This is a genomic window from Pseudomonas sp. D1-36 (assembly GCF_051132205.1).
Classification (GTDB): Bacteria; Pseudomonadota; Gammaproteobacteria; order Pseudomonadales; family Pseudomonadaceae; genus Aquipseudomonas.
On the sequence record NZ_CP071674.1, the window covers coordinates 1,602,864 to 1,615,351 of the forward strand.

General features: G+C 61.7%; 14 protein-coding genes. 5 read left to right on the top strand and 9 right to left on the bottom strand.

The window, feature by feature from the left end; all coding sequences use genetic code 11:
• Nucleotides 1-58: 58 nt before the first annotated feature.
• Both J3P76_RS07245 and J3P76_RS07250 read right to left on the bottom strand, forming a co-directional pair.
• On the bottom strand, nt 59-1,408 hold the full coding sequence (locus J3P76_RS07245) for an NCS2 family permease (protein ID WP_434560115.1): 1,350 nt from the start codon (nt 1,406-1,408) through the stop codon (nt 59-61).
• Nucleotides 1,409-1,740: 332 nt separating this feature from the next.
• The gene (locus tag J3P76_RS07250; protein ID WP_420766969.1) at nt 1,741-2,178 is read right to left on the bottom strand and encodes a MarR family winged helix-turn-helix transcriptional regulator; all 438 of its coding nucleotides are present in this window, start codon (nt 2,176-2,178) and stop codon (nt 1,741-1,743) included.
• An 81-nt stretch (nt 2,179-2,259) separates the two neighbouring features.
• On the opposite strand from J3P76_RS07250, the gene J3P76_RS07255 reads away from it, so the two are divergent.
• Nucleotides 2,260-3,426, top strand: a complete 1,167-nt coding sequence (locus J3P76_RS07255) for a PLP-dependent aminotransferase family protein (RefSeq protein WP_434607207.1) — start codon at nt 2,260-2,262, stop codon at nt 3,424-3,426.
• Between the two features lie 144 nt (nt 3,427-3,570).
• On the opposite strand, the gene J3P76_RS07260 is transcribed toward J3P76_RS07255, so the two are convergent.
• The 5 genes from J3P76_RS07260 to J3P76_RS07280 form a co-directional block, all read right to left on the bottom strand.
• Complete coding sequence (locus tag J3P76_RS07260; protein ID WP_434560111.1) at nt 3,571-3,942, bottom strand: glutathione S-transferase N-terminal domain-containing protein; 372 nt, start codon at nt 3,940-3,942, stop codon at nt 3,571-3,573.
• 103 nt (nt 3,943-4,045) lie between these two features.
• Nucleotides 4,046-4,591, bottom strand: a complete 546-nt coding sequence (folE, locus tag J3P76_RS07265; protein ID WP_030142335.1) for a GTP cyclohydrolase I FolE — start codon at nt 4,589-4,591, stop codon at nt 4,046-4,048.
• Between the two features lie 78 nt (nt 4,592-4,669).
• Nucleotides 4,670-5,227 (bottom strand): Smr/MutS family protein, encoded by a 558-nt coding sequence (locus J3P76_RS07270; protein WP_045156639.1) that lies wholly within the window; start codon nt 5,225-5,227, stop codon nt 4,670-4,672.
• A gap of 74 nt (nt 5,228-5,301) precedes the next feature.
• A complete protein-coding gene (locus J3P76_RS07275; RefSeq protein WP_420766966.1) occupies nt 5,302-5,622 on the bottom strand; it encodes a hypothetical protein in 321 nt (106 codons plus the stop codon).
• Nucleotides 5,623-5,752: 130 nt separating this feature from the next.
• Entirely contained in the window at nt 5,753-6,343 is a 591-nt protein-coding gene (locus J3P76_RS07280) for a cysteine hydrolase family protein (protein WP_420766965.1), read from the bottom strand.
• A gap of 253 nt (nt 6,344-6,596) precedes the next feature.
• On the opposite strand from J3P76_RS07280, the gene prmB reads away from it, so the two are divergent.
• Complete coding sequence (gene prmB, locus J3P76_RS07285; protein ID WP_420766964.1) at nt 6,597-7,505, top strand: 50S ribosomal protein L3 N(5)-glutamine methyltransferase; 909 nt, start codon at nt 6,597-6,599, stop codon at nt 7,503-7,505.
• Between the two features lie 85 nt (nt 7,506-7,590).
• Here the strand turns inward: prmB and J3P76_RS07290 are convergent, their stop codons facing one another.
• Both J3P76_RS07290 and J3P76_RS07295 read right to left on the bottom strand, forming a co-directional pair.
• Complete coding sequence (locus tag J3P76_RS07290; RefSeq protein ID WP_420766963.1) at nt 7,591-8,388, bottom strand: hypothetical protein; 798 nt, start codon at nt 8,386-8,388, stop codon at nt 7,591-7,593.
• 110 nt (nt 8,389-8,498) lie between these two features.
• Nucleotides 8,499-9,464 carry an alpha/beta hydrolase gene (locus J3P76_RS07295; RefSeq protein WP_434607203.1) on the bottom strand — a complete coding sequence of 322 codons (966 nt, stop codon included), beginning with the start codon at nt 9,462-9,464 and terminating at the stop codon, nt 8,499-8,501.
• 129 nt (nt 9,465-9,593) lie between these two features.
• Here J3P76_RS07295 and aroC point away from each other — a divergent pair, with 129 nt between their 5' ends.
• The 3 genes from aroC to J3P76_RS07310 are packed head-to-tail and all read left to right on the top strand — an operon-like array spanning nt 9,594 to nt 12,482.
• Nucleotides 9,594-10,685, top strand: coding sequence for a chorismate synthase (aroC, locus tag J3P76_RS07300; protein WP_434560105.1), 1,092 nt, complete (start codon nt 9,594-9,596; stop codon nt 10,683-10,685).
• Between the two features lie 34 nt (nt 10,686-10,719).
• Nucleotides 10,720-11,865, top strand: coding sequence for an MFS transporter (locus J3P76_RS07305; RefSeq protein ID WP_434564133.1), 1,146 nt, complete (start codon nt 10,720-10,722; stop codon nt 11,863-11,865).
• Nucleotides 11,862-12,482 carry a methylthioribulose 1-phosphate dehydratase gene (locus J3P76_RS07310; RefSeq protein ID WP_434607201.1) on the top strand — a complete coding sequence of 207 codons (621 nt, stop codon included), beginning with the start codon at nt 11,862-11,864 and terminating at the stop codon, nt 12,480-12,482. Before J3P76_RS07305 ends, J3P76_RS07310 begins: the two co-directional genes overlap by 4 nt.
• The last annotated feature ends 6 nt before the right edge of the window (nt 12,483-12,488 follow it).

A 12,488-nucleotide genomic window follows, 5' to 3' on the forward strand; every position in this document is an offset into this window, starting at 1 on the left:
TGCTCCTGACGTACAAAAGCCCCACCCGACAGGGTGAGGCGGGTAAGGCTCGTGCCGCTTACAAGAAGATGAACTTGGCGATAAAGATCGCACAAAGCACCCAGAGACTGACGGATATTTCCTTGTGTTTACCGGTGCCAGCCTTGAGCACGACGTAAGTGATGAAGCCGAGCGCGATGCCATCGGCGACCGAGAACGTCAGAGGCATCATGATGGCGGTGACGATCGCTGGAATGCTGTCGGTCGCTTCGTCCCATTCGATATGGGCCATGCCACCCATCATCAGCATGGCGACATAGATCAGGGCGCCGGCTGTCGCATAAGCAGGGATCATCCCGGCCAGCGGCGCGAAGAACATGGCGGCGATGAACAGCACACCGACCGTGACTGCGGTAAGGCCCGTGCGGCCACCGGCCGCGACTCCGGCGGCGCTTTCCACGTAGCTGGTCACGGGCGGCACGCCGACCATGGCGCCGAACACGCTGGAGGCGCTGTCCGCCTTCAACGCCTTGGACAGGTTTTCGATCTTGCCATCCGGTTTCACCAGGCCGGCGCGCTGGGCCACGCCCATCAGCGTCCCGGCGGTATCGAACATATGTACGAACAGGAAAGCCAGCACCACGCTGATCATGCTGACGTTGAATACACCGGCCACGTCCATGGCCATCCAGGTCGGTGCCAGGCTGGGCGGCGTGGACATCACGCCGTTGTATTGCACCAGCCCCAGGCCCCAACCGGCCAGGGTCACGGCGATGATGCTGATGAGGATCGCGCCGAACACGCGGTGGTAGCTCAGCACGGCAATCATCAGGAAGCATACGGCAGCCAGCAGCGGTCCCGGTTCATGCAGCGAGCCCAGCTTGATCAGCGTGGCGGGGCTGTCGACGATGATGCCGGCGGTTTTCAGGCCGATCAGCCCGAGAAACAGCCCGACCCCCGCGCCCATCGCGTAGCGCAGGCTCACCGGGATACTGTTGAGCAGCCATTCACGCACCCGTGACAAGGTCAGGAACATGAACAGCACGCCGGAAATAAACACCGCGCCCAAGGCGGTTTCCCAGTTGTAGCCCATGGTGCCGACCACGGTGTAAGTGAAAAAGGCGTTTAATCCCATGCCCGGCGCGAGGCCCACCGGCCAGTTCGCGTAGAGGCCCATCAGCAGGCAACCCAGGGCGGCGGCAATGCAGGTGGCGACGAACGCGGCGCCATGATCGATGCCCGCGTCGGCCATGATGTTGGGGTTGACGAAAATGATGTAGGCCATGGTGATGAAAGTCGTCACACCGGCAATCAACTCGGTCTTCACCGTGGTGCCATGCAAGCTGAGTTTGAAGATGCGCTCCAGCCAGCCACTGCGTGATGGCGGCGAAAGATCCAAGGTCTGGGCTTCGGGTTTGCGGCTTTCCACAGCGAGTACTCCTCAAGAGTTTTATTGTTATTTCCGGCACCGCACGCCCCCTGAGGGTGGCGGCGAGGCATTGAGGCAGGTAAGGCTGGCGTAGTAGTTGACTTGTTGGTCAGGAACTCGCACGAAGCGAATTATGCTTTTGTATACAAATAAAGCAAATAATGTTTTCTGTTTTGTTGACGAAATTTCGAGCGATAGGGATATATCCCTTCTGCGGACGCTATCGCGAGTGAGCTCGCTCACACAGTGGGCTGTGATGAATGCGAGATTTGTGATCACCGCTGAACGCTGTGGGAGCGAGTTTGCTCGCGATAGCGTTGGACCAGACGCTTTCACTCGCCAGATTTACCCAAGGCCAGGTTCACCGCCAGCCAGCCATCCACCGCCGCTTCCCCGGCCTCGGCAAACACCCGCTCCAGCAATTTCACTTGTTCGCGGCGCAGCGCCTGTTCGAATCGCTGGCCCTCGGCGGTCAGCTCCAACAATCGTTTGCGCTTGTCGGCCTCGGACGCGACGCTGTTGACCAGATGCATTTCCATCAATTGCCGCAATGGCATGTTCAATGCCTGTTTGGTCACGCCCAGCAGCGCCAGCAACTCCTTGACGCTCAAGGATGGGTAACGGGCGATGAAAAAGACGATGCGCTGATGCACTCGGCTCAAGCCCCGGCGTTCGAGCATTTCATCGGCCTTGGCGGTGAAAGCCTGGTAACCAAAGAAGAATGCTTCCATGGCCATTTGCTGGGAGGTGGGGTTTTTAAGGTCAAGCATATTGACGTTTCCAGAAAGAGCGGGGTAATTTCAGTCAAGCAGTTTGACTTATATTTCCAACGCTTCGCTACAGGTGACCCCATGGCTTTTTCCGAACGTGTCTCGCGCCTCAAAAGTTCTCTTATCCGCGAAATCCTCGCCGCGGCGCAGCGCCCGGAAGTGATGTCGTTCGCCGGTGGCCTGCCGGCCGAAGCCATGTTGCCAAAAGTGGAGTGGGCGGCGATGCCGTTGTCCATGGGGCAATACGGCATGAGCGAAGGTGAGCCGGCCCTGCGCGAAGCGTTGGCGGCGCAGGCGCGGTCGTTAGGGCTGGCTTGTGAGGCGAGCCAGGTTTTGGTGGTCAGCGGTTCCCAGCAAACCCTCGACCTGACGGCGAAGTTGTACATCGACGTCGGCACCGAGGTGATGCTCGAGGCACCTACCTACCTGGCGGCCTTGCAGATCTTCCAACTGTTCGGCGCCGACTGCATCACCGTCCCCCTTGAGGCGGATGGCCCGGACCTGGAACAACTGCGGGCGCGCCTGGAGCGGCATCGCCCGGCGTTCATCTACCTGATCCCGACGTTCCAGAATCCATCGGCGGTACGCTACAGCGAGGCCAAGCGCGATGCCGTGGCGGCGCTGCTGGATGAATTCGGCGTGACCCTGGTCGAAGACGAACCCTATCGCGAACTGACCTTCGACGGTGGCAGCGCCACGCCAATCGCCAGTCGCTTGAAAACGGCCAGCTGGATCTACACCGGCACCGTGTCGAAAACCCTGCTGCCGGGGCTGCGCGTGGGTTACCTGATCGCCAGTCCGGACCTGTTCCCGCACCTGCTGCGGCTCAAGCAGTCGGCGGACCTGCACACCAATCGCATCGGCCAATGGCAGGCGCTGCAGTGGATTGGCACCGAGCAATATCGCCGCCATATGCAGGAGTTGAGAGATTTCTATCGGGATCGGCGCGACCGCTTCGAGGCTGCATTGCAAAGGCATTTTGCCGACATCGCCGATTGGAACACGCCCCAGGGTGGGCTATTTTTCTGGCTGACGCTCAAGCAACCGCTGGACACCCGCACCTTGCTCGCCGCAGCGCTGGCGGCTGACGTGGCGTTCATGCCAGGGGAACCGTTTTTCCCTGAGCCAGACAAGCATCCTGGCCACTTGCGCTTGAACTTCAGCCACATCGATCCGGCGCGACTGGATGAAGGGTTGAAGCGGTTGGCGGGGGTGGTACGGGGGGCGTTGGCGGCCAGGGCAGCCTGAGATATCCAGTGGATGGGCCGACCCCATCGCGAGCAAGCTCGTTCCCACAGGGGACCGTGCATGATTGCAGATTTGTAATCAGCACCAGCCTTCTGTGAGAGCGAGCTTGCTCGCGATGAGGCCTTGAAGCTCACTACAAAACAATCAGACCGCCGAAAACCGCTTATCCAGATAATCAATGATCACCTTGGATTCATACATCCAGGTGGTCTCGCCATTTTCTTCAATGCGCAGGCACGGCACCTTGATCCTGCCGCCCTGTTCCAGCAGCGTCTGGCGATCCTGCTCGTTGTTCTTGGCATCGCGCAAGGCCACCGGTACGTTCAGGCGACGCAGGGTCCTGCGAGTCTTCACGCAGAAGGGGCAGGCATGAAATTGATACAGGGTCAGGCTGCGAGCGGCCTGGTCGACTTGCGCCTGGGCGTCGGCCGGGCGCTGTTTCTTGCCGGGGCGGGTGATGAAATCGATAAGGATGATGAGCTGGCCCAGGCCAACTCGAAGCGCTTTGACGATCACGTTATAGCCTCACGGCAGGGAAGAAGAGGGCGCGCAGCTTACCTGATTTTTCGCAGGCGAAAAAAAACCGGCGATCAATGCCGGTTTTCTTCGAGCGACGTTTTTATTTGATCAGGCTTAGGAATTCCATGCGGGTCGCCGCATTTTCGCGGAATTCGCCCAGCATCACTGAAGTGATCATCGACGAGTTCTGCTTTTCCACACCGCGCATCATCATGCACATGTGCTTGGCCTCGATCACCACCGCCACGCCCAGGGCACCGGTCACCTGCTGGACCGCATCGGCGATCTGGCGACTGAGGTTTTCCTGGATCTGCAGGCGACGGGCGTACATATCGACGATGCGCGCGACCTTCGACAGGCCCAATACCTTGCCGCTCGGGATGTAGGCCACATGGGCCTTGCCGATAAACGGAAGCAAATGGTGTTCGCACAGCGAGTACAACTCGATGTCCTTGACCAGCACCATCTCGCTGTTGTCGGAGCTGAACAAGGCACCGTTGGTGACTTCTTCCAGGGTCTGTTCATAACCGCGGCAAAGGTACTGCATGGCCTTGGCAGCGCGCTTGGGCGTGTCGAGCAGGCCCTCGCGGGAAACGTCCTCGCCCAATTGGCCGAGAATCGCGGTGTAATTCTGTTCCAGAGACATGAAACTACCTGTGGGATTTTACGCAAAGGGCAAGGGTACGGTGGCGGACACGGCGCTGCAAGCTCGGCAATCGAGCGGTTACTCGTCGCGGCCTTCCATCATGGTGCGCTTGAGCATCACGTAGACCGCACCGGCGCCGCCGTGCTTCGCCTGGCAGGAGGTGAAGCCGAGCACTTGTGGGTGCTGGCGCAGCCAGGTGTTGACGTGGCTCTTGATCATGGGGCGCTTGCCGTCCAGCCGCACGGCTTTGCCGTGGGTGACGCGTACGCAGCGGATTTCGAATCTGGTGGCTTCGGCCAGGAAGGCCCAGAGGGTCTCCCGGGCTTTTTCGACGGTCATGCCGTGCAGGTCGAGGCTGCCTTCGAAGGGGATCTGGCCTACCTTCAGCTTGCGCATCTGGCTTTCCTGAACGCCGTCGCGCGCCCACATCAATTCATCTTCGGGGCCGACGTCGATGACGAACTGATCGGACAAGCCATCCACGGTTGTCGCGTCGGTGCGCACGGTTGCGGCCTGGCGCAGCTTGGCGATTTGTGCGCGATCGGCCTTGGGTTTGCCCGTTTCGGCGCGATCGTGTTTGATTGGTTTTACGCCCTGGATCGCACTTTTGAACAGGGAAAAGTCGTCGTCTTGCATGTCAGCCTCCGCGAAGGCCGGCCAGTTTACCCAACTCCCGGGGATTAGGGCGCGACAAAACGTCGGATGGCGGATCAGTCGTGTTTTTTCATCAGATGCGGAGCCATGGCCAGCTCCAGGGATTGGCGGGCGCGACGGCGGCAGCGCCGCCAGAGCCAGATGCCCAACAGCAGTACCAGCAGTCCGATTGCCAGGATGACCGCCGAACCCAGCGGTGTGGCGTTCAGCTCGCCCAGTGCGGGCGGGCGACCGAGTAGGCTTGCGGCGCCAGCCATCGCCAGTAGCACGCCGAGCGTCGCCAGCAGGGCCGCGATCCCCGCGCCGATACGAAATCGCCAGTTGCTCGGGCCCTTGGGCCGCAAGCGACGTGCGTCAAAACCATCGGATATCTTCATTCCGACCTTCCTCAATGGGTATCGGCCCTTCGACCGGAAGATGTTCGGGTTGTTCCTGATACTCCAGTAATTGAAGCAAATGAGAGGCTTTTGCGGATGAGCGGCGCAGCAGGCCGCTCATCGAGCGCTATCAGGTGAAATCGTGGGTCAAGGCCAGTGTGGCGAAGTTGTCTGCCATGATCGCCATTTCGGTCTGGTGCACGTGGTCGGCGCTGAGTACGCCGCCCTTGTGCGGCAGATCACGAGTGGCGCAGGCGTCCTCGACCAGGGTGCAACGAAAACCCAGGTTCTTGGCTGCCCGCACCGTGGTGCTGACGCTGGAGTGGCTCATGAAACCACAGACGATCAGGTCCAGGGGACCGAGGTCTTCCAGGCGCTTCTTCAGGTCAGTGCCGTGGAAAGCGCTCGGCAGCAGTTTTTCGATCACGGTTTCGTCGCCCTGGGGTTCAAGGCCCGGAATGAATTCGCCGCGCTCGCCCTGTGGATCGAACAGCCCGCCATGGGTGCCCAGGTGGCGCACATGTACGATCGGCCGGCCGGCGGCGCGGGCAGCGCCGAGCAATTGCTTGATGTTCGCGACCGCCGCATCCATGCCGCTCAGGGCGAGGGGGCCGGCGAGGTATTCTTTCTGGGCATCGATGATGATCAGGGTCGCTTGACTCAGGTTGGCCGCTGCGTAACCGCGGCCGCTGAGTTGAAACATCGTTTTTGGAACGGACATTCTGGGGCTCCTTCGAGTGGGGCTTTTGCGACATTGTCCTCTGGCGGAGCGGTTCTGTGAATCGCTTCCATCACAAGCACCGTCGTTGCTGGCCTACAGCCTTGTCAAGACAGGCATCTTGTTCAATAGGGTTGACGGAAAACGGAAGGATCCTACGATTGCAGCGATATTTACTGTCGTCCTTGGAGCGCGTTTGGGTAGGCATGCGTTTGGCTGGTAGACTCGCCCGTCGATTTTCCTGGAGTTTGCCGCCGTGATCACTTCCCGCCTTCGTACCCTGCGCGACCATATCCGTTGGGCCGTCAGCCGTTTCCATGGGGAGGATCTGTTCTTTGGCCATGGCACCGACAACGCCTGGGACGAAGCGCGCCAGCTAGTCCTGGGCGCGTTGCACCTGCCTTGGGAAATTGCCGACAGCTACCTGGACTGCCGTCTAGAAGACGAGGAGTTGGTGCATGTGCAGCGTCTGCTGCGCCGACGTATCGCTGAGCGCATTCCGGCCGCTTACCTGTTGGGCGAGGCCTGGTTCTGCGGCATGTCGTTCATCGTCGACGAACGCGTGCTGATTCCTCGTTCGCCCATTGGCGAGTTGATCGAAAAACGCTTCGAGCCTTGGCTGGGCCAGGAGCCCGCGCGAATCCTCGACTTGTGTACCGGCTCCGGTTGCATCGGGATTGCCTGCGCCTATGAGTTCCCCGAGGCCGAGGTGGTGTTGGCCGACCTGTCGTTCGAAGCGCTGGAAGTCGCCAACCAGAACATCGAGCGCCACGGTGTGGACGAACGGGTGTTTACCGTCCAGGGCGATGGTTTCGATGGGCTTCCTGGGCAACGTTTCGACCTGATCGTGTCGAACCCGCCCTACGTCGACGCGGAAGATTTCGCCGACATGCCTCAGGAATACCAGCACGAGCCTGAGCTGGGCCTGGCCTGTGGCGACGACGGTTTGAACCTGGTACGCCGGATGCTCGCCGAGGCGGCCGATCATCTGACGGACAAAGGATTGTTGATCGTCGAAGTGGGCAACAGCCAGGTTCATGTCGAGGCGCTTTATCCAGAAGTCGACTTCGCCTGGCTGGAGTTCGAGCGCGGTGGGCACGGCGTGTTCATGCTCAGCGCCGAGCAATGCCGTGAGCACCAGGCGTTGTTCGCTTCGCGGGTTTGACGCTGGCTGTGTGGGCGACCCCATTCGTGGCGAGGGGATAAATCCTCTCGCCACGGGAGTTGCGTCAGACACTTCTGAGCAGCCATCAATGCCGTGTAGCAATCCAGATCAGCAACCCGGCCTGGAACATCGCAAACGCCACCAGGCAGGTGATGGTGAAGCGCAGGCCCGTGTCTTCACGCTTGAACTTATTGACCTTCTCTTCCTGCTTCTGCAGCTTGACTTCCTGCTCCGCCAGATTCTGCTCGGCCTGTTGCAACATCTGCGCGGCTTCGAGAATCTCGACGAACTGCAGCTTCTCGGTGTTCCAGTCGCCCAGCAGCTCGCCAACCTGGGCTTGCTTGACGCTGCCCTTGAGGTGTTGGGCATCGGCGTAGACCACTTCGAAGCCGTGGGCTTTGAGGAAGTGATCACGACGCAAGCGGGTGTCTTCGTTCAGCGCGTCCTTATTGTTCAGGTCAGTGCCGTCAACCCGATAGGTCGACCAACGCTTCTTGGCCCAAGTGATGCCCTGGGCGGCGAGGAAGCGGCCAATGCCCCGGTTCAAGGGCTCGACTTGCAAGCTGTCGGGCGAGAAGAACAGGCGTTTCTCGACGTGGTCGGCCCACACGTCGAGGTGATTCTGTTCCTTGCGCACTCGCTGGCCGGGCAACTGAATGCTCATGCGCAGCAAGCTGCGTTCCTTGCTATGGCGCTCGGCATAGCTGAACTCGACAAACCGCAGCGGCCGCGCACCGGTGGCGCGATCGGTCTTGAGCGGGGCCAGCCGAAGCATCTTGTGATGTTCGGCCTCAACGTCCGTCCAAGGCAGCTCGGGCGCCGATGGGCCTGCTGGCGCGGCCGCTTCGGCGGCGATGTCGGGAGAAGTCTGAGTCTCAGTCATAACGGCAAAAATCCTGTCCAGGCCGGCTTGTCGGCAGCCATTGCGCTGTCCGACACCGGTTTATCGGCCGGATTTGCCAAGACTAGAGGGCTATAGGCCACCAAACGCGCTTAACGGGCGGCCAACGTGCCAATAAAACTCAGGATGTGGGCACTGAGCTCCGCCGCCAGGGGCAGGTTCGGATCCTTGTAGGAGGCCAGTTGCCGCTTGACGTCGTTGGGCACGATGCGCATCACATGGTTCATGCCCTTGATCAGCGCCAGTTCGGCGTCGGGCTTGGCCACTTTCAATTGCCGGGCATCGTCGACGCTGACTTGGATATCGTGGCTGCCCTGGATGATCAGCGCCGGCATTTTCAGGGCTGCGAAGGCCTGGGCCGGATCCTGGCGGAACAGCGAGATCAAGTAAGGCTGCACGCTGGGGCGAAAGATGACCTGCAGTTGCGCAGGAACATTCGGGTCGGGACGGCCGGCCTTGAGGCTGTCGAGCAACTCGTTGCTGCGCAGCATCAGCGGCGGTGGCAGGCGGGCGCTGAGTTGCTGGCGCAAGACCTCGTCGATGGGGCGCGCGCTGCCGGCCACCGAGATGACCGCCGCCGCGTTGGCCTGGGGCGCGGCGAGGCTGGCGATCAGCGCCCCTTCGCTGTGGCCCAGCAGGATCAGTGGGCCCAGGCGAGGATCGGCGGCCAGCTTGTGGCTCCAGGCCACGGCGTCGGCTACGTAGGCTTCGACGCTCAGGTTGCGTTCGTCCGGTGTGGCGGCGAGGCTGGCGGCCACCCCGCGCTTGTCGTAGCGCACGCTGGCGATGTTCTGCCGGGCCAACACCCAGGCCAGGCGCTTGAGGCTGTCATTGCGCCCGCCTTCGGGGTTGTTTCCGTCACGATCCGTAGGGCCTGAGCCAGAAATGATCAGGACGACGGGCACCGGCGTGTCGGACTTTGGCAGCAGCAGGGAGCCGAAAAGTTCACCGTTGCCGGTGTCGAGGCTGATGGGACGTTGCAGGACGGTGGCCTGGGCGACGCCGCAGACCAGGCCCGTGAAGAGGGTAAGGCTCAACACAAACAGTTTTAACATCATGACGCCATGAGTTGCGAAGGTGCCGGTTGGACTGGCGGGCACTGATAAGGTTCGAGGATGAACTACTCGGGGAGCCTGCGTATACTGGCGCCCATCTCGATTTCTCAGCGATTTCTCGGAGCACCCTGCATGTCCGGCAATACCTACGGCAAGCTGTTCACCGTCACCACCGCGGGCGAAAGCCATGGCCCGGCGTTGGTCGCCATTGTCGACGGCTGCCCGCCGGGCCTGGAGATTTCCCTGGACGACCTTCAGCGTGACCTGGACCGCCGCAAGCCCGGCACCAGCCGCCACACCACCCAGCGCCAGGAAGCCGATGAGGTCGAAATCCTTTCCGGCGTCTTCGAGGGGCGCACCACCGGCTGTGCCATTGGCCTGCTGATCCGTAACACCGACCAGAAGTCCAAGGACTACTCGGCCATCAAGGATCTGTTCCGCCCGGCTCACGCCGACTACACCTACCATCACAAGTACGGCGAGCGCGACTACCGCGGCGGCGGGCGCAGCTCGGCCCGGGAAACCGCGATGCGCGTGGCGGCCGGGGCGATCGCCAAGAAATACCTGGCCAGCCAGGGCATCGTCATCCGCGGCTACATGAGCCAACTGGGCCCGATCGAAATTCCGTTCAAGACCTGGGACTCGGTCGAACAGAATGCCTTCTTCAGCCCCGACCCGGACAAGGTGCCGGAGTTGGAGGCCTACATGGACCAGCTGCGCCGGGACCAGGATTCGGTTGGCGCGAAGATCACCGTGGTCGCCGAAGGCGTGATGCCTGGCCTTGGCGAGCCGATCTTTGACCGTCTCGACGCCGAGCTGGCCCACGCGCTGATGAGCATCAACGCGGTGAAGGGCGTGGAAATCGGCGCCGGTTTCGCCTGCGTCGCCCAGCGCGGCACCGAACATCGTGACGAACTGACGCCACAAGGTTTCCTGAGCAATAACGCCGGTGGGATTCTCGGCGGCATCTCGTCGGGCCAGCCGATCGTCGCGCACCTGGCCTTGAAGCCGACGTCCAGCATCACCACGCCGGGGCGCTCCATCGATATCCATGGCAACCCGGTGGACGTCATCACCAAGGGCCGCCATGATCCGTGCGTGGGCATCCGCGCCACGCCGATCGCCGAAGCGATGATGGCCATCGTGCTGATGGATCATCTGTTGCGCCATCGCGGCCAGAATGCCGACGTTCACGTCGGCACCCCGGTGCTGGGTCAGCTTTGATGGCTGGCCTGCCGACCGCCGTGGCCTGACGACCATGGCGGCGTTGCCGTACTGGCGGCTTTCCAGTTTCTACCTGTTCTATTTCGCGTTGCTCGGTTCCACTGCGCCGTTCCTGGCGCTGTACTTCGATCACCTGGGGTTCAACGCGGCACGCATCGGCGAGCTGGTGGCGATCCCCATGCTGATGCGCTGCGTGGCGCCGAATCTCTGGGGGTGGCTGGGGGACTACACGGGCCGGCGCCTGGCGATCGTGCGGTTCGGCGCGATCTGCACGCTGCTGAGCTTCTCCCTGATCTTCATCGACAAAAGCTACGCCTGGCTGGCGATGGTCATGGCGCTGCATGCATTCTTCTGGCACGCGGTGCTGCCGCAGTTCGAAGTCATCACCCTGGCTCACTTGAGCGGACAAGCCTCGCGCTACAGCCAGATCCGCCTGTGGGGCTCCATCGGGTTCATCATCACGGTCGTTGTGCTCGGCCGCCTGTTCCAATGGCTGAGCCTGGACATTTATCCGGTGGCCCTGGCCTTGATCATGGGTGGCATCGTGCTGAGCAGCTTCTGGGTGCCCAACGCTCAGCCGGTGCAGGGGCCGCGGGTGGCCGGGGACGGATTCCTGCGGCAGTTGCGCAACCCGGGGGTGCTGGCGTTTTATGCCTGCGTCGGCCTGATGCAAATGAGCCACGGGCCGTATTACACCTTCCTGACGCTGCACCTGGAGCGCCTGGGCTACAGCCGTGGATTGATCGGCGTGCTCTGGGCCGTCGGCGTCGTGGCCGAAGTGTTGGTGTTCCTGTTCATGAGCCGGATCCTGGCGCGGTATTCCGTGCGTCGGGTGCTGATGGTCAGTTTCCTGTTGGCGGCGCTGCGCTGGTTGCTGCTCGGCTCGCTGGCCGAATTCCTCTGGGTATTATTGTTTGCCCAGGTGCTCCACGCCGCGACGTTCGGCAGCTTTCACGCCGCTGCCATCCATTTCGTGCAACGTAGTTTCGGCCCGCGCCAACAAGGTCAGGGCCAGGCGCTGTACGCCGCGCTGGCCGGCACCGGTGGAGCGCTGGGGGCGTTGTACTCCGGCTATAGCTGGAATGCCATGGGCGCCGGTTGGACATTCAACATCGCCAGCCTCGCAGCCTTCGCTGCAGCCGTTATCATTGCCACACGCATGCAAGAGGACAGGCCATGAGCCTTACCCGTGAACAGCTCGCCCAGCAGATCATCGACGCCGGGCGTTTTTTGTACGGTCGCGGTTGGTCCCCGGCCACCAGCAGCAATTATTCGACCCGTTTAGCGCCCGACCAAGCCTTGCTCACCGTGTCGGGCAAGCACAAAGGGCAGTTGGGCATCGACGATGTGCTCGCCACCGACCTGGATGGCAACAGCCTGGAGCCGGGCAAGAAACCGTCGGCTGAAACCTTGCTGCACACCCAGCTGTATCGCTGGCGCCCACAGATCGGCGCGGTGCTGCATACCCACTCGGTAAACGCCACGGTGCTGTCGCGCCTGACCGGCGAAGCGTTCCTTGACTTTGAAGACTATGAACTGCAAAAAGCCTTCAGCGGCGTCACGACCCATGAGTCCCGGGTCCGCGTGCCGATTTTCGACAACGACCAGGACATCGCGCGCCTGGCCGCCAAGGTCCAACCCTGGCTGGACGCGCATCCCGATTGCGCCGGCTACCTGATCCGTGGCCACGGCCTGTACACCTGGGGGGCGGGCATGAACGATGCGCTGCGCCAGATCGAAGCGTTCGAATTCCTGTTCGAGTGCGAACTCAAGACCCGCGCACTCCTGAACCGATAATTGCTG

What these genes read in the sequence shown, in the direction of transcription:
- J3P76_RS07250 (WP_420766969.1), bottom strand. Translation starts at nt 2,178, where the DNA reads ATGCTTGACCTTAAAAACCCCACCTCCCAGCAAATGGCCATGGAAGCA.
- J3P76_RS07255 (WP_434607207.1), top strand. Translation starts at nt 2,260, where the DNA reads ATGGCTTTTTCCGAACGTGTCTCGCGCCTCAAAAGTTCTCTTATCCGC.
- J3P76_RS07310 (WP_434607201.1), top strand. Translation starts at nt 11,862, where the DNA reads ATGAGCCTTACCCGTGAACAGCTCGCCCAGCAGATCATCGACGCCGGG.
- J3P76_RS07275 (WP_420766966.1), bottom strand. Translation starts at nt 5,622, where the DNA reads ATGAAGATATCCGATGGTTTTGACGCACGTCGCTTGCGGCCCAAGGGC.
- J3P76_RS07295 (WP_434607203.1), bottom strand. Translation starts at nt 9,464, where the DNA reads ATGATGTTAAAACTGTTTGTGTTGAGCCTTACCCTCTTCACGGGCCTG.
- J3P76_RS07280 (WP_420766965.1), bottom strand. Translation starts at nt 6,343, where the DNA reads ATGTCCGTTCCAAAAACGATGTTTCAACTCAGCGGCCGCGGTTACGCA.
- aroC (WP_434560105.1), top strand. Translation starts at nt 9,594, where the DNA reads ATGTCCGGCAATACCTACGGCAAGCTGTTCACCGTCACCACCGCGGGC.
- J3P76_RS07290 (WP_420766963.1), bottom strand. Translation starts at nt 8,388, where the DNA reads ATGACTGAGACTCAGACTTCTCCCGACATCGCCGCCGAAGCGGCCGCG.
- J3P76_RS07305 (WP_434564133.1), top strand. Translation starts at nt 10,720, where the DNA reads ATGGCGGCGTTGCCGTACTGGCGGCTTTCCAGTTTCTACCTGTTCTAT.
- J3P76_RS07270 (WP_045156639.1), bottom strand. Translation starts at nt 5,227, where the DNA reads ATGCAAGACGACGACTTTTCCCTGTTCAAAAGTGCGATCCAGGGCGTA.
- folE (WP_030142335.1), bottom strand. Translation starts at nt 4,591, where the DNA reads ATGTCTCTGGAACAGAATTACACCGCGATTCTCGGCCAATTGGGCGAG.